The 17,541-nt window shown below is 37.5% G+C and carries 12 protein-coding genes; 4 read left to right on the top strand and 8 right to left on the bottom strand.

Annotated elements, in window-relative coordinates; translation table 11 throughout:
- Positions 1–52: 52 nt before the first annotated feature.
- From corA to hemF, 3 genes are all read left to right on the top strand, one after another.
- Entirely contained in the window at positions 53–1,171 is a 1,119-nt protein-coding gene (gene corA, locus ACY2A0_RS18560) for a magnesium/cobalt transporter CorA (RefSeq protein ID WP_461790868.1), read from the top strand.
- Between the two features lie 96 nt (positions 1,172–1,267).
- Positions 1,268–2,494: an MFS transporter gene (locus ACY2A0_RS18555; RefSeq protein WP_461790867.1), complete on the top strand. Its 1,227-nt coding sequence runs from the start codon at positions 1,268–1,270 to the stop codon at positions 2,492–2,494.
- A 223-nt stretch (positions 2,495–2,717) separates the two neighbouring features.
- Entirely contained in the window at positions 2,718–3,614 is an 897-nt protein-coding gene (hemF, locus tag ACY2A0_RS18550; protein WP_461791080.1) for an oxygen-dependent coproporphyrinogen oxidase, read from the top strand.
- A 52-nt stretch (positions 3,615–3,666) separates the two neighbouring features.
- On the opposite strand, the gene ACY2A0_RS18545 is transcribed toward hemF, so the two are convergent.
- From ACY2A0_RS18545 to ACY2A0_RS18510, 8 genes are all read right to left on the bottom strand, one after another.
- Positions 3,667–5,832, bottom strand: a complete 2,166-nt coding sequence (locus ACY2A0_RS18545; RefSeq protein WP_461791735.1) for a S9 family peptidase — start codon at positions 5,830–5,832, stop codon at positions 3,667–3,669.
- A gap of 3 nt (positions 5,833–5,835) precedes the next feature.
- Positions 5,836–7,701 (bottom strand): LTA synthase family protein, encoded by a 1,866-nt coding sequence (locus tag ACY2A0_RS18540; protein WP_461791734.1) that lies wholly within the window; start codon positions 7,699–7,701, stop codon positions 5,836–5,838.
- Positions 7,702–7,778: 77 nt separating this feature from the next.
- On the bottom strand, positions 7,779–8,459 hold the full coding sequence (locus ACY2A0_RS18535) for a DUF4412 domain-containing protein (RefSeq protein ID WP_461790865.1): 681 nt from the start codon (positions 8,457–8,459) through the stop codon (positions 7,779–7,781).
- A gap of 17 nt (positions 8,460–8,476) precedes the next feature.
- Positions 8,477–9,256, bottom strand: a complete 780-nt coding sequence (locus ACY2A0_RS18530; RefSeq protein ID WP_461790864.1) for an enoyl-CoA hydratase/isomerase family protein — start codon at positions 9,254–9,256, stop codon at positions 8,477–8,479.
- Positions 9,257–9,260: 4 nt separating this feature from the next.
- Complete coding sequence (locus tag ACY2A0_RS18525; protein ID WP_461790863.1) at positions 9,261–11,297, bottom strand: ComEC/Rec2 family competence protein; 2,037 nt, start codon at positions 11,295–11,297, stop codon at positions 9,261–9,263.
- 97 nt (positions 11,298–11,394) lie between these two features.
- Positions 11,395–13,437 (bottom strand): helix-hairpin-helix domain-containing protein, encoded by a 2,043-nt coding sequence (locus ACY2A0_RS18520; protein WP_461790862.1) that lies wholly within the window; start codon positions 13,435–13,437, stop codon positions 11,395–11,397.
- The gene (locus ACY2A0_RS18515) at positions 13,427–14,230 is read right to left on the bottom strand and encodes a PorV/PorQ family protein (protein ID WP_461791733.1); all 804 of its coding nucleotides are present in this window, start codon (positions 14,228–14,230) and stop codon (positions 13,427–13,429) included. Before ACY2A0_RS18515 ends, ACY2A0_RS18520 begins: the two co-directional genes overlap by 11 nt.
- A gap of 92 nt (positions 14,231–14,322) precedes the next feature.
- Positions 14,323–14,658: a MerR family transcriptional regulator gene (locus ACY2A0_RS18510; RefSeq protein WP_461790860.1), complete on the bottom strand. Its 336-nt coding sequence runs from the start codon at positions 14,656–14,658 to the stop codon at positions 14,323–14,325.
- 201 nt (positions 14,659–14,859) lie between these two features.
- Between ACY2A0_RS18510 and alaS the strand changes: the two genes are divergently transcribed.
- Positions 14,860–17,472 carry an alanine--tRNA ligase gene (alaS, locus tag ACY2A0_RS18505; protein ID WP_461791732.1) on the top strand — a complete coding sequence of 871 codons (2,613 nt, stop codon included), beginning with the start codon at positions 14,860–14,862 and terminating at the stop codon, positions 17,470–17,472.
- Positions 17,473–17,541: the final 69 nt, after the last annotated feature.

Below are 17,541 nucleotides of genomic sequence, written 5' to 3'. Positions count from 1 at the left end.
TTAAGTTGTACAGCTAATGGAGATCCATTCGCTGCTAATTGAGTACTAAGGCATGTCGAAACAACTACGCGTTAAACATAAGAAAAAGAAATATGCAGTTCCAGAACCAGGAACTACGCCAGGTTTTATTTACATAGATGAGAACTCACTTAAGCCAAAAATAAGCTTATATACTTTCAGTGCGGAGGAGTTTGGAGTAGTGTCACTTGATGGACTACAGGATATTTCTGAGCTTACAAAAAATAAAGGGCTATTTTATTGGGTAGAAATAAAAGGACTTAACTCGGCTGAACTTTTTAATGTGTTTGGTGAAAAGTTAAACATCCATAAATTGGTTTTGGAGGATATCACCCGTACTTATCACCGGCCAAAATTTGAAGAATACGATGAGTATAACTTTGCTATTAGCAGAATGTTAAGCGTGGCCGAAGATAGGGGGCTTGAAAACCAGCAGGTCTCTTTCATCCAAACTAAAAATGTGCTTTATACATTTCAGGAAACTTATGGTGATTGTTTGGATGCCGTACGTAATCGTTTGAAGGAAGGAAAAGGTAACATCCGCACAGGTGGAACTGGTTATTTGATGTATGCAATCATGGACATGATTGTAGATGAATACTTTTCGGTACTTAACCAATGGAGCGAAGATATGGATTTGATAGAAGATCGTTTATTGGCGCAACCTGATAAGTCGGTAATGTATGAGATGCAGTTGGTTAAACGAAACCTTATAGCATTGAGAAGGGTGATTTGGCCAGAACGTGATAAGATGAATGATATCCTACGTACGGAAAGTGAGCTGATTTCGGATCAAACAAAGATGTTCATCAAAGATGCCTACGACCACTGCGTTCAACTGATGGATATGGTAGAAAGTATGAAGGAAATTGCGTCCAGTAACATCGATATGTATCTTTCTATCATTAGTAATAGGATGAACGAGATCATGAAAGTCCTCACCATCATCTCGTCGATTTTTATCCCACTAACCTTTATTGCTGGCATTTATGGAATGAATTTCGCGAAACAGGATCCGGTTACCGGGAAAATTATGCCTGAAAATATGCCAGAATTGTATCAGGCGCATGGCTATTTATATACCATGTTAGTAATGGGGATAATTGCATTAATTCAGGTGATTATATTTTGGCGCAAAGGTTGGTTTAAGTAATAAAATTAAAAAACAAGCATATTATTTTTAATTTATTTTAATAATTAGTTTTTTGTGTTGAATTTTTGTAGTTTCACTTCATCAAACTAAACTTCAATGGACCAGCAAACTAAACGCAAAAACATTACACTCATTATTTTAGTAGCATCTCTAGGCTACTTCGTTGATATTTACGATTTAATTTTATTTTCCGTAGTACGTGTAAAAAGCTTAAAGGATTTAGGTGTCCCTAATGAGGATATGCTTAGCGTAGGGGCAACTATCATCAACAGTCAAATGTTTGGAATGTTGCTAGGAGGTATCCTGTGGGGTATTTTAGGAGATAAAAAAGGCAGGCTTAGTGTGTTGTTCGGTTCTATCATAACTTATTCCTTAGCCAATATTGCCAACGGCTTCGCTACTACAGTGGATCAATATACTATCATTCGTTTTATTGCAGGTGTTGGTTTAGCAGGTGAGTTAGGTGCCGGTATTACCTTAGTTGCAGAAACGATGAGTAAAAAGAATCGCGGCTATGGAACCATGATCGTAGCATGCGTAGGGCTTTTAGGCGCCGTAATGGCGGCATTAATCAGTGCCAAATATACGTGGCAAACCAGTTATTTTATTGGAGGTGGAATGGGCTTACTGCTGCTTTCTTTACGCATAGGACTAGTGGAATCGGGAATGTTCAAGGAGACAACAGAGAACGAAAATGTAAAAAGAGGCAATTTTTTCATGCTCTTTAATAGTTGGCCGAGATTTAAGAAATATGTTTGCTGTATTTTAATCGGTTTACCTTTATGGTATGTAGTTGGGGTATTAATTACGTTCTCGCCTGAATTTGGTAAGGCTTTAAATGCTACTGGTATTTTAGATGCTGGAAAGGGTATCATGTATTGCTATATCGGAATTTCCATTGGTGATGTGGTAGCAGGTTTACTTTGTCAGTTGTTAAAGTCTAGAAAGCAGGTAATGTTCATTTTCTTGATGTTAACCGCTGTTTCGGTTGGCATTTATCTTTACTCGTTCGGGTTAACTCCAGAAGGTTTTATTTTGTTAAGCCTGCTTTTGGGATTTGCATCTGGTTATTGGGCTACATTTGTTACCATTGCTGCTGAGCAATTTGGAACGAATTTAAGAGCTACAGTAACTACAACAGTGCCTAACTTCGTCCGCGGCTCGCTAATTGCCATCACTACTGGCTTTCAGTTTTTTAAGGATAAATTGGGGATTTTAGAAGGAGCTATGGTAGTCGGCGCTATCTGTATCGTGATTTCCTTATTTGCGTTAAGTCAGCTTAAAGATACATTCAGTAAAGATTTGGACTACGTAGAACACTAAACCCAATTGCTTTCGAATTATCCGACGAGTTGTGCGCTAGAATGAAAGTGAACAAATAAGCATGCTGAAATAAAGCAATGCTTTGCGTGCTTGCAATACTTTAACCACTTTCAAATCGTGATTTGCGAATGTAGATATAAAAGTGTCAATCTAATGTACTATCTAACATTCTAAATCATTAAGCCCGGTAATAAGCTTAAATTTGCGTAAACAATTGGAGGAAATCATGTTTAAGGAGAAGGTTGCTGAAGCTTATCGACAAATACAGGATAGCATTTGTGCAGGTTTGGAAGTTGCTGATGGCAAAGCATTATTTGAAGAGGAATTATGGGAACGCGATGGTGGAGGCGGAGGAAGAACGAGGGTGATGCAGCATGGAAGTGTAGTAGAAAAGGGTGGTGTTAATTTTTCAGCCGTTTATGGTAAACTGCCTGAAGCGGTAAAAAAAGCTTTTAAAGTAGAAAACGATGAGTTTTTTGCCACTGGAGTTTCTATCGTAATCCACCCGGAAAATCCGTTTGTGCCAATTATTCACATGAACATTCGCTACTTTGAGATGGATGAACAAACCCGATGGTTTGGCGGTGGCATAGATTTAACGCCACATTACGTGATTCCAACGGATGTGCGGTTTTTTCACTACCATTTAAAACAGGCCTGCGATCAATTTAAAGCGGATTTTTATACTAAATTTAAAGCTCAAGCTGATGATTACTTTTTCATCAAACATCGCGATGAGACGAGGGGAGTAGGTGGTATTTTTTACGATCGCTTAAAACCTGAAAATACAGACTTAAGCTACGATCAATTGCTTGATTTTTCTTTAGCGATAGGAAACAGTTTCCTTCCAATTTACACTGAATTAATCGACAGGAATAGGGATAAGGAATACGAGGAATTTAATAAAGAATGGCAGTATTTACGTAGAAGTAGATATGCTGAATTCAATTTAGTATATGACTCGGGTACGAAGTTTGGTTTGGAAACCAACGGTAGAATTGAAAGTATTTTAATGAGTCTGCCGCCAACTGCCAAATGGCATTACAATGCGCAACCGAAGCCAAATTCTGAGGAGGAGCAAACCTTGCAACTGCTTAAAAAGGGAATTAATTGGGTATAAAAAAAGCCTCATAGAATTGAAACTATGAGGCTTTTTTGTGTGCAACTGAATGCTATTTAGCTCCCGGCGGGCAGTTTTCTTTTAAAAACTTAGTAAACGTTAATGCTAAATGTTCGCTTGTTCCTTCACCCTCGCTAATGCTATGGGTTCTGTTAGGATAGCTCATCAATTGGAAAGGTTTACGATATTTTACCAGTTCATTAATCAACATTTCTGCATTTTGGTAATGTACATTGTCATCACCAGTACCGTGAACCAATAATAAGTTCCCCTTCAAGTTTTTAGCATGCGTTACTGGTGAACCCGCTACGTAAGCATCTGTCGTCGGAAATGGCGTTCCCATGTAACGCTCCTGATAAATATTGTCGTAAGTTAACTGATTGGCTACAGGAGCAATTGAAATTCCAGTTTTGTAAATGTCAGGATATTGAAACAGCAGGTTTAAGGTTGATGAACCACCACCGCTCCATCCCCAAACTGCAACTCTATCTTTGTCCATGAAAGCATTGGTTGCTAATAATTTCTTTGCCGCCATCGCTTGGTCTCTGATGTTTAGGATACCTATGTTTTTATAAATTCCTTTGCGCCAAGCTTTACCTTTTGGTACAGGTGCACCACGGTTGTCCATCGAAATGTAGATGTAGCCATCTTTTGCCATATCGCCAGCGTATAACCTGTTCATTCCTGCACTGTATACATCTAACGCAGTTGCTGATGCTGGTTCACCATAAACGTAAAATACCACTGGATACTTTTTAGTTTGGTCAAAATTATCTGGTTTTTTCATCCAACCATCAAGCTCAATGCCATCTTCGGTAGTTACTTTAAAAAACTCAACTTTATTTTTTAACTGCTGCTGCGCTCCAACTTGGCTTGTGATGCTACCTTGCATAGTAAGCGGATTGTTGGTTTTGAAATTCATCCACTCGCTTACTGGTCTAACAGTAGAGCTTTGGTAGCTGTGCATTGCAAAGGCAGCATTTGGAGAAATGTTATAATTATGTGTTCCAGGCAATACAGATGGAGTTACCATTTCCAATTTGCCTTTGCCATCTAATTTCGTTTTGTAAAGGTACTTTTGGGTAGCATTGTTTGGCGATGCACTAAAATACACGGTGTTGGTAGCTTCATCAATCAAATTCACATCAATCACATCGTAATTTCCATTGGTAATCAAAGTGGCTTTTTTATTATCGATATTTACACGATATAAATGTGCCCAGCCATCTCTATCAGTTTTTAGAACAAACTCTTTGTTGTTGTTGATCCACTCGAAACTTTCAATCGCATCAATCCAGGCTTTATCAGTTTCTTTATAGATTTCTTTTAGTGTTAGCTCATTTGCATTGGCCAAATAAACAGTACTCACATTTTGCTCACGATTCAGCTGTTGCAAAATAATGCTGTTAGTGTTTGGCACCCAATCCATTCTAGGGATGTAATTTTGTACCTGACTTCCAGGAACGGCAAGCCATTTAGTTTGCGCAGTAGCCACATCAACCACACCAATTTTACAGCCTGAAGGATCTTGTCCAACTTTTGGATATTCTACTGGAACATTAAAAGAATAAATGGAATCGGTATTGTTGATCATCAAGAAGTTGCGAATTTTTCTTGCATCAATTTGCCAGTAGGCGATAGATTTTCCATCAGGACTCCACCTAAAACCATCTCTACAGTCAAACTCTTCCTCATAAGCCCAGTCAAAAGTACCATTGATCAATCTGTCGGTTCCGTCAGTAGTTAATGGCTTGATATTGTTAGTTTGCAAATCTTCCACATAAATATTGTGACCGCTTACGTAGGCTACTTTGGCAGCATCTGGTGAAAATTTAGCAAACATTAATGATGATGCAGGTTTGCCCTTGCCTAATTGAGTTAGCTGATTTGTCTTTAGGTCAATCACCCAATAATCGCCTCTAGTATCGTAGCGCCAAACCTTTTTACTGTTTGTGAAAATCAACGCTTTACTGCCATCATCGCTTAGTTGAAAGCTTCTTACCCTAATTGGTGTGCCTCCATTAGCAGGATTAAGCAGGTCTCGACTTACGATGGTAGTTCTATCGCCTTTTGGCAAGGTTACCTTTACAATTTCACCGCCGCTATTTTGCAGATAGCTGTTCCCATCTTTAGTCCATGTGATATTTTGCGCCTTTACTGTCGATAATAAACTTACCGTAATTGTAATTGCACCAATGAATTTTTTAATGTTCATCATTTATTATAAGTTTATAAATTGTTCGTAAACCATTTGAAGATATGATTTTCCAGACTTCAAAATTTGTGTAGTTTGCTTGGCATCCTTAGGATTGCTGTTATATAAAACGCTTTTGCCAATATTATCGAAAGTAACCGCATGTCCATTATCGATGAATCCTAGTCCATTATCCCAACTAAAATAGGCAAAGTGCTTAGTATATGGATTTAGGAGATTTTTACTCCATTTGAAATCTGCATGATTGATATTTAATTGAGATAGAAGTGTTGCGGCGATATCTTGTTGCGAACCTGTTTCGGAAAATACTTTGCCTTTAAATTCATCTTTAATTACGTCTCCATAAAAAATAAGTGGGATGTGATAGCGTTGGGGCTCAAAAATCTCATGATCACCTTTTGGTAATAAATGACCATGATCTGCAACGAAGATAAATAAGGTGTTTGCATACCATGCTTGCTTTTTCGCTTCCTTTAAATAGCTTCCTATACACGAATCCGTATAAAATGCCGTGCTTTTAAATTGTTGCGCATTATCCGAGGTGCCAAATTTATGTTTGCCCGGTAATTCAAATGGCTCGTGATTGGTTAGGGATAGAATTGAGGAAAAGAAAGGTTGCTTGCTTTTATTGGCGTCCGTTAGCTGCTTGGTAAAAACCGTACCATCGTAGGCTCCCCATTTTGAATTCATATCCTTCTTGTCGAAACTATTTCTATCTACTAGTTTTTCATAATTGTGAGATAATATAAACGCTTTATAGTTGTCAAATTCAGATTCACCACCATAATAGAAAGATGTATTGTAGCCGTTTCGGTTCAATTTTTGGCTAATAGCAGGTAATTTTTGCATCTTTTCTGGCCACTTCACCACACTTCCAATTCCAAGTGTAGGAAACCCGGTAAGTGAGCCAATCAAACCTTTATCTGTGCGGTTGCCTGTAGCATAGATTTGACTGAATAAAATTCCACTTTTTGCAGCGCTATCCAGATTAGGCGTAATTCCATCTGCGTCGCCCAACGTTTTGGTTAAGTCAGCGGTAAAGCTTTCCAAAATGAAGATAACCACATTTGGCCTTTGCGTTTTCAATATGGAAATTGTCGTGTCTTTCTCCACTTTGAATAGATTAGCTACTTCTTTGTCCGCCTCTTGTTTGTCAAAATACTGGTAAGGATTTGATTTAACCGTATTGCTAGATAGTATACTTGAAGTTAGATTCCACTCGGTATTGAGTGCCGCGTGATTAAGAATTTGATGGCTGGAGAAAAATGCCATACTTTGTGAGTTAGGTGCGGTTCCAACACCACCTCGTATAAGCAGAAAATTAAATCCCAATGTTAAAACAATTATCGCAAACTTAGCTCCGATAGGTGTTTTGATATAGTCGATTTTTTTAGGAATCAGTATAAAGTTGAGATATAAGCCAACCAGCAATAAAATCAACAATACAGATAGCGTTAAGAAAATAGGAGAAGATGCACCAGATGCCAAAGATTCGTTAGGGGTTCTAATAGCGAATTCAATTGCCCTTGAATTTACTTTGCTTCCCCATTCCCTGTAGATATTAAAGTTAATTACTGAAATTATGCTAAATAAGATAATGATTGCTGCATTGTATTTTTTTACCCAATTGAAACTGACTGAGTTTCTTTGGGTGAAGTACCAAAACGAATATACAAGCAAGGGAATTACTGCGATGTAGGCAGTCATAGAAAAATCGAGCCTGAGCGCATGGTAAAATGTAGCCAGTTTTTCGGAAAGTGGAATACTACGGAGTTTTTTATGAAAGATAAAAATGAAGATAAATCTATCTAAAGCGAAATAAATTAGCCAGAAAAGAAAGTATCTTACAAAGAAAAGTAGACTTTTGAACATGGTGCAAATTAGGAAAATTTCAATAAAAATAGCCCACGATTTGCACCGTGGGCTAGCTTATTTTTTAATGAAGTTGCTTATTGGCCACCACCTTGCATTGCCATAATTTCTTGCATGGTTTTTAGCTCATAACCACTTGGAATTTCTAAAGAGAGTGGTCCTACTTTATCTTCAGAAATGTTTTTTAAAGTTAACGTTACTTTTGCTCCTTGTTGGAAGGTGGTATATTTTACTAAAGCACCTTTCACATCTTTAAATTGCGAACCTGATAAACCAGCAGGTAACTCAATGTCATTAGTTGCCCACAATTCGTAGTTGTTGCCTTTATCATCTTTGTAAGTATATTTTTCTGCATTATAGCCACCAACTTTTTGTTTTTCACCTGTAGCTTTAAAATCAGATAGTTTTGGAAACGAAGCTTCGTCAGATTCCATTTCTTCTTTGCTCATTTTTACAGCAAACTGCTTTTGAATAATAGGCACATCAATTAACATCAAACCTTTTCTATCTACAATATCTTGTAAAAATCCGATAGAGGCAGGGCCTTGCTGCATGTCCATACGCATGATGTTACCATTAAATTTTACCTTTTGTTCCTTTGGCAGCTGTGAGGCCATCGCAGCAGCTTCCGGAGGTAAAGAGTACTCGGCTCCATAAGTAATAGTACCCTGAGCTATTTTCTTTTGTGCGTGGGCAATAATAGCCGATCCTACTAACAAAGCCGCTAATACGCCTGTTTTTACTGACTTGAACATCATATTTTTTTAAAGTTTAGTTACCAATTAATTTTTTCTTTTGCAAGGAAAGCGCCAATTCCGCGTTTAAAATCATTACTTTCTCTCGTTTTTGCGTTAATGTCAACCGCATTTGTTAAACATTCTCCAAGCCATGTTTTTGTAGTTTGGTTAATGAGTTGTTTGGTAAGCATTAACGAATTACCCGAGGCATTGTTGCACAAATCTAATGCAAAATTTTCAACGTTTTGACAGATATCTTCTGTCTTTGTTACATAGGTGATTAAATTATATTTTAGTGCTTCTTCAGCAGTAAATAGGTCGCCGCTGAGCAACAGCTTTTTAGCCAAGGTTTCGCCAACTTTTTGTACCAAATAACAACTTACAATGGCGGGTACGAAACCAAGTTTAACCTCAGTATAGCCAAATTTAGCTTCAGGTACGGCAAAAATAATATCACAAATGGTTGCTAAGCCGCAACCGCCCGCAATGGCATGTCCTTCCACTTGGGCAATTACCACTTTAGAAAGTGTCCTTATGGTTTCAAAGAGAGTTTTTAAGTTATTGGAATCGGCAACATTTTCCTCGTAGGAGAAGTGCTGCAGTTGCTGCATGTACGCTAAATCCGCTCCAGCGCTAAATACGTCGCCTTTTGCTCTCAATACTATTACTTTAGCCTTTTCATCATCTTGTGCTTTGAGCAAAGCTTCGGTAAGTTGCTTTACCAAATCTGGATTGAACGCATTGCGTTTTTCAGCTCGGTTTAACGTCAGGTAGGCAATTCTTTTCTCAACTTGATATAAAACGAGTGAATTTTCCATGTAATTATAATTTCAAGTGTAATGCCTGTTGTTTTTTAAAAGTATGCGATGGCAAATTTAACAGAATAGCTTGCTTTGACAACTCTGAAATGATATAATCTTTGTTAGTAGCATCAATTAGTATACCAGAAAAGTTAATTTCCTTGGCTAGGTCTGTTAATTTGTATTTAGGATTGTGATGTATCCAAACCCAATCGAACTTTGATGGTGTTATGATTTTTTTATAATTGAAACTATCATCCATCAAAAGAATAGATTTTCCTTTATAACGAATTTGGTGTTGACTTTTACGGAGTTCATCGTTTTGAAAGTCTTGTTCCCATTTAACCAATGTGATTTGTTTAATTTCCAGCTCATCTAAAGCGGGCTTTACAAAGAACTCAAAGTTTCGATCTTTTAGCATTAAATCAGTTATCAAAACACATTGACTTCCTTTAATAAATGCAGCGGCGTAGTTTTTTCTAAGACTGAAGAAGATCAACTTTTCCTGACGCATAAAGTTAATTTTTCTATAGGTAACACCACCTTGAAAAATGATTAGAATTATTACGCTCAGTAAAAATACTTTTCTTTTATACCTGCTTAAGCCAATACTTACCGTCAGAAGAAATAACGCTAACAAGATTAATTCCCATCGGTTGATCCATATTTCGGTAATGCCGGCATAGGGGAGGTTTGCAATCCACTTTAACCCTTTATTGGTAAAGTTAATAAGGTATTCAAATATTGGAGCTAGGAAATGAAGTTTTAATAGCAAAATGGCGATGCCTAAATACATCATCAATGTGATGGGGATCAATATGAACAAATTGCTAATTATAAAATACACAGGAAACTGATGGAAGTAGTAAATGCTTAATGGTAATGTAGCCAATTGCGCAGCTAAGCCCATAGCGGTAGTTTCCCATAATTTATTAACCCATTTATTTTTGAAGTATAGCCACTTTTTAATTTTAGGTTGATAGTAAATTAGTCCAATAACGGCCAAGAAAGAAAGTTGAAAGCCTACATCCCAAATTAGAAAGGGTTGGTATGCCAGTAAACAGAATGCAGTAAATGCAACTACGTTATAACTGTTACTACTTCTGTTGAGCTGTTTCGATAAAATGAATACCGTTAACATAATTGCCGAGCGAAGTACCGAGGGCGAAAACCCTGTAAGCAAGGAATAGCCCCAAATCAGCACACAAATCAGCACCACTTTAAAAAGTTGTGTAGCTTTCCTTCTATCTAAAAATCCCAGTAAAAAGTTAAGTGCAATATAGATGATCCCTACATGCATCCCCGACACCGAAAGTGCATGAATAGTACCAGTTTTGCTGTAAGCTGCAAGTGTTTCTTTGCTTAAATCTGCACGATAACCCAATATCAAAGTTGAGGCTACGGCAAAGGCTTCATCGTCTTTAATCAATTTACGATAGATATTTACTTGCTGTTGCCTCAATTTCAATGCAAATGCTTTTACTGGATTGCCCTTATTTTCAGCAGTTTTGACTAATTGAGTTTGCCTAATAAAAGTTTGATGGTAAATGTTTTTGCTTGCCAACCATTGTTTAAAATCAAATTCTCCAGGATTATATGGTGGCTCAACGGGTAGGTACTTCGCCGAAATCAAAAACTCATCTCCATATTTCAAATGGATGGGCCGCACGCTATCTACCTTTAACGCAATTAATAACTTGCCTGAACAGCTGGCTGCCGTATAGTTTGAGTAGCCTTTTGTTACTTCAGTTTCAAACCTAACAATATCTCCGCTAATTTGTGGTTCACTACTGATCCAGATGCTGAGATGGTTAAACTTTTTATTGGCGAAGTAATCAGGTTGAAGTTGATGAGAATTATGGAGACAAATAAAAATGCCAGCAACAGCAAATAAGCTATAGTAAAAGCACGTTAAGGATATTTTATATTTCCATGCGCTGAGCTTTTTGTAATATAAGTTGACTGTTCCTGCAATTAAAAGTAGGAAGGCGAGGATGTAGATAGATATTCGTAAAAGTTGTGTGTCTTGAAAATAGTAAGCTAAGATGATGCCGAACATGAAAGGCATTATAATCCTTGCAAATACTATTTCCGATCTAAACGTCAAAACATTTACATCAATTTTTAAGTTTCAAATTAACGATTCGAATAGGTTACTAAAATTGATATCTCAATTGTACTCTCATTTCTGATTTCATACGTCCACCAATTTCATCTAAGCCTGAACCAACCGTTTCAACATTATCATAATTATAAAGTGCATATCTTCCCCAAACGTCTAATCGTTTTGCTAAACGATATTTTAAATTAGCGTAGCCACGTAATCCCTTTCCGTTATACAATCCAAAGGTGAAATTATAAAGCACGTCATCTTCGTAGGCATAAATTCTACTATCATATGATGCTGTATTGAAATATGCTACCCTGACGTTGGCACTAAGCCTTGACGACAACGGGTTATAGTTGACATCCTGATAAGCTAAATAACCAAATTCCGCATTAGCATCACCTTTTTTGAACTGCACTATCTCAACTCTGTTTTGGAAACCGAAAGATTTACTAATCGCCCATTTCACTTCAGCACGATAGTTTTCACGTTTTACTTGGTCAAGGTAGTTATAAGGTACTGTTAAAGCGGTATTCTGCTGTTTTACCTCTGTTTTAAACCTTAACGTGGCTCTGAAAGTTTTAGTTGGCGTATAGTTAACTTGGCCTAAAAACTCGTAACCGTCGGATGGCGCATCAACCCTGAACCTCAACCATGGAAACTTGAAGTAATCACCGTAAAACTGAATGCTCCATTTTTTATTCGGATTGATATTCAAGCCAGCATAGAAACCTCTTTCGTTAATGGCTTCGCTTGCTTCAGCTGTAGCTTGATTAAAAAAGTTATGGTAATTCTTTTGATAGTTCCTATGTAATACAACAGCCGATACGGTAGGAGAAAGGCTCACCATTGCACCGTTGACATAGGCTAAACCAGCATCTAAAGCTTTACCAAATTCTCCAAAAAAGTAAAAGTTGCGATAAGTATAACTGTAATGGGCGCCAACGTTTGTAAGATCTGTACCAGCAAAGTTGAAACTTTGATATAATGACGAGCCCGGAACAAAAGTTCTATTATAAGAGGTATGGTAAGCGATCGCACCGATGCTTAATGAGGTGGTTCTGTATTGCAGCACACCTCCGTAAACAATCTGTTCCGTGCTGTTTTTGTTATTTATTTCGGATTGCGTACGATGTAATCCAGTTTCGTTGATTGTAGTTACCGTTTGTTCGCCATTAGCATTGGTGCTTACAGAAGCATCCAGTTTACGATGGGAAACAAATGGCGAAAAATCAATATTCTTAGCTACGTTTACCGTGGCAGCTACACCGCGTAAAAAGGCAAATTCATTAGCAGATGTGTAAGGCCGTAAGCCAACATCACGTTTGGCTACAGCGGTAATGTCAGGCGATTTACCGAAAGCGAAACCAGACCACAGTGTTAAAGCCTGCCCAAATTGCATGGAATAGTCGCCAATGACGAATTTTTTTAATCTACCAGTATTTAATATAGCAACATGCCCGGATAGGAAATCAAAAGGACGCTGTTTCGGTCCGTTGTAAAAATATTCACCAGCATCTTTTTCAAATACTAAGGAAGCTGAAACGCGGTTGCTATAGGTGTACCTGTAGCGGAATAAGTATCTATCAGGTGTTCCTAGATACCTGCTCCCCGGTAAATCGGTATAGCCCTTAGATTTTTCTATTACACGGCCGTAACGTACAATTAAATCGTTGTTGCCGTACTTTAATAAATTCCTTCCGGTAATTTGATCGCGTACTGAACCTTGTTCGAGAGTAACAAAGGGTAGAAGTCGTTGAATAGTTTGCAAATCAAATTCAGGAATACTTTGAAGTTCCAGTACGTCAATCAGTTTTCCATTTTTACGAATATGCTCAAATAGGTTACTAATTTGAAGCGGTGATAAAAAAACTAAGGTTTTTAATTCTTCAGCATTCGTATTATTTAAATTAATTGGGTTTTTTCGATAGTAAGTCAAACGATCTTGCAGCTCCGACAAGTCGTAATCCTCTGGCAGGTTTTCAGCAATACTTTCAATCAAGTCTTTAATTAGTTGATCTTCTTGTGTTTGTGCTTTTGCTGCAAAACCAATAAGTACAAGTCCTAGTAATACTAATAGCTTAAAACGCATACGACAAACCAATTTGAGGAGTGTAACCAATTTGCGGGTGACTTTCTACCGCTATATCCATAATTAATTTTTGATAATTTAAACCTATGCCAACATATTGTTTGAAAGGTTTTGCACTTATGCCGCCACGTAAACTTAACATTTCGTAAAATTTATAGTCTACGCCAATATTTACGTCGAATTTTTGTTCAAAATCTTTGGTGACCGTAGTCGCTAAAATTAACTTATTGGTGGGCATATAAGTAGCGCCCAAGTGAATTGCTGTTGGTATGTAGGTAGCTACATTCGATGCCTTATAACTTTGTGATGAAGGGTTGTTGACATACAAACCTAAACCAATTTGTTTACTCAGAACATAATTTACACCTGCATCTACCGAGAAAGCAGTAGCATTACCATAATTCGTTATCTTGATTTGATGTAAGTTAGCTTTAACGGCAATAGATAATTGTTCTCCGAATTTTTTCGCTAGCGCAAAGCCTGCTTTAATCTCATTAAACTCGTTAATGCCGTATCTGTTGATACTTATGCCTGCAAAATTGGTATTAAATGGCAGCACAAATGCGAAGCTCTGTTCACTTAGTTCTTCGCCAAATAAATAGCGGGCATAATTTAACGCAGCAGTGGGAGCTTTTTGTTCCGTAATTCCCGCAGGATTTGCATTTAAACTCCAAACATCGTTTACGGCCGCACTAGCCTTGCCCATACCGGTAAGTCTTGCACCTTGATTATACTGAGCGTAACTGTAACTTGCTAAAAGGAAAATCGTAATAAATAGTAAAAATTTGCGCATAGGCTGTTTGGTAAGGGCAATTTAGCAAATAATATGATAATGATGCAATTTAGTTTTAGCTAGAAAAGCTTGATCGATAGTCGTAATGGTAATTATATCTCTTCGTTCAATTTAAGTAAGAAGCTTTTTAAACGCTCCAAAGAGTCGATGATTTTTTGATTTTCTTTTACTTCGCCACTGTTACTTTTCATATGTTCTTTAGCTCCTTTTAAAGTGAAGCCTTTATCGTCAACCAAGTGAAAAATTATCTTAAGATTTTCGATATCTTCAGGAGTAAATAGTCTGTTCCCTTTTTTATTTTTTTTTGGTTTAAGTACCTCAAACTCCTTTTCATAAAATCTAATTTGCGAAGCATTTACGCCAAACATTTCGGTTACTTCGCCCATTGTATAATACATTTTATTAATATCTCTCTCTTTGTAAGGCATTTTTACGCTGATTATTAAATAATTATGAGTTTTACTTAAAGTGTTCAAATGTAAACCGATTTTAGCAGAAAACCACAAGAAAATTATAATTTTGTTGCGCATAAATTATTACCACTAAGACACAAAGAACACTAAGGGGTTTTGGTTAAGATAATAAGGTTAAAACTTGTTAACTAACCTAAAACCTAAAACCTATATCAAATGACAGCAAAAGAAATAAGACAGACCTTTTTAGAATTCTTCAAAAGCAAAGGACATCAAATTGTTGCTTCGGCGCCAATCGTAGTTAAAAACGATCCTACTTTGATGTTTACCAATGCAGGAATGAATCAATTTAAAGATTTGTTTTTGGGTGAAGCTACAATAAAGTATCCTCGAGTGGTAGACACACAACGTTGCTTGCGTGTTTCTGGAAAGCACAACGATTTGGAAGAGGTAGGAATAGATACTTACCACCACACGATGTTTGAAATGTTGGGCAATTGGAGTTTTGGCGACTATTTTAAAAAAGAAGCCATTACTTGGAGTTGGGAACTTCTGACCGAAGTTTATCAAATCCCTAAAGATCAATTGTACGTTTCGGTATTTGAAGGTGACGAAAAGGAAGGTTTACCGAAGGATCAAGAAGCTTACGATATTTGGAAGCAGTTTGTGCCAGAAGAACGCATTGTTTTAGGTAATAAAAAAGATAATTTCTGGGAAATGGGCGATACTGGTCCTTGTGGCCCTTGTTCCGAAATTCATGTGGATTGCCGCAGTGCGGAAGAACGTGCCGATGGCAAAGGTAAATCCTTAGTGAATGCCGATCATCCGCAGGTGATTGAAATTTGGAACAATGTATTTATGCAATTCAACCGTTTAAAAGACGGTTCATTGAAACCACTTCCAGCTAAACATGTAGATACAGGAATGGGCTTTGAACGTTTAGTACGCGTTTTACAAGGCAAAGCTTCCAACTATGATACAGACGTTTTCCAGCCTTTAATTCAGTTTATTTCTGAAAAATCTGGCATCGTTTATGGGAAAGAGGAGCAAACGGATATCGCTATGCGTGTAATGGCTGATCATATTCGTGCAATATCGTTTGTAATTGCCGATGGTCAGTTGCCTTCAAATAACAAAGCGGGTTACGTAATTCGTCGTATTTTAAGAAGAGCGGTGAGGTATGCTTACACTTTTCTTAACTTAAAAGAACCATTTTTAAACCAACTTGTCCCAGTGTTGGCCGAGCAATTTAAAGGTGTTTTCGATGAACTTTATCATCAAAAGGATTTTGTTCAGAAGGTGGTTTTGGAAGAGGAAGTTTCATTTCTAAGAACTTTGGCGACCGGTATTCAGCGTTTTGAGAAGTATGATGGCGGTAAGGTGATTGACGGCAATTTCGCTTTTGAATTATATGATACTTTTGGTTTTCCTATAGATTTAACCGATTTGATGGCCCGTGAAAAAGGTTTGTCTGTTGACATGGAAGGTTTCAAAAAGGCTTTGGAAGAACAAAAAAATCGTTCGCGTGCCGCAACTGCAATTGATACTGGCGATTGGGTACTAGTAAATGAAGATAGAGAAAGTGAATTTGTAGGTTATGATTTAACGGAGTGCGAAACAGAGATATTAAAGTACCGTAAAGTAACAGCCAAAGGCAAGGAGCAATATCAAATTGTTTTATCGCAAACGCCTTTTTATGCTGAAAGTGGCGGTCAGGTGGGGGATACCGGTAGATTAGAAGATCACAGTCGCCAGTTCTGGGTTGAAATTACCGACACAAAAAAGGAAAATGGACTGATTGTACACTTTGCCGATACTTTGCCTGCCGACTTAGAAGGTAAGTTTTGGGCAGTAATTGATGAAGATAAACGCAAGGAAACAGAAAATAATCACTCTGCAACGCACTTGTTGCATGCTGCATTAAAGCAGGTTTTAGGTCATCACGTAAATCAAAAAGGTAGCTTGGTTAATGCTGACAATTTAAGGTTCGATTTTTCGCATTTCTCCAAAGTTTCTGATGAAGAGTTGAATCAAATTGAAGATATCGTAAACGCTAAAATCAGAGAAAACATCTTATTAAAGGAACAACGCAATGTGCCTTATCAAGAAGCAATTGACAGTGGCGTAACTGCGTTGTTTGGTGAAAAATATGGTGATTTTGTTCGGGTGATCACGTTTGATGATCATTTCTCCAAAGAATTATGCGGCGGAACCCACGTAAAAGCTACTGGCCAAATCGGTTTCTTTAAAATTACAGCCGAAAGTGCTGTTGCCGCAGGTGTGCGTAGGATAGAAGCAATTACTGGTCGAAAATCGGCTAGCGTGATTAGAGCGAACTTTGATTTAGTAAAACAGCTGAATCATTTGCTCAACAATCCTAAGGATGTCGTATCGGCGTTAAATAAAATCATTGATGACAATAGTGCACTTAAGAAAGAGATCGAGAAAAGTGTAACAGAAAAAGCGGTGGCCTTAAGAGCTGATTTAGAAAAGCAATTGCAAACCATTGACGGCGTTAACTTTATCGCTACAATTGTTGAGCTTCCTACTGCTGATGCAGTTAAAACATTAGCTTACGCTGTTAAAGGCTCAGTACAAAACTTATTCTTAGTGTTAGGTGCTGTGATAGACGGAAAACCACAGCTTACCGTTGCGGTTGATGAAGAATTGGTGAAGGCTAAAGGTCTTAATGCGGGACAAATTGTTAGAGAGCTGGCTAAAGAAATTCAAGGCGGCGGAGGCGGACAGCCTTTTTACGCTACTGCGGGTGGAAAAGACGTTGCTGGACTTGCTAATGCTATAGAAAAGGCAAAAGGTTTTTTAAAGTAACTTTCAAATCTAGTTCAGATCCTACATAAAAGTCCCGAATTAAAAACTCGGGACTTTTTTTATATCGTA

Source organism: Pedobacter sp., assembly GCF_965249885.1.
Lineage (GTDB): Bacteria > Bacteroidota > Bacteroidia > Sphingobacteriales > Sphingobacteriaceae > Pedobacter.
This window is presented reverse-complemented; position numbering and strand designations above follow the sequence as displayed.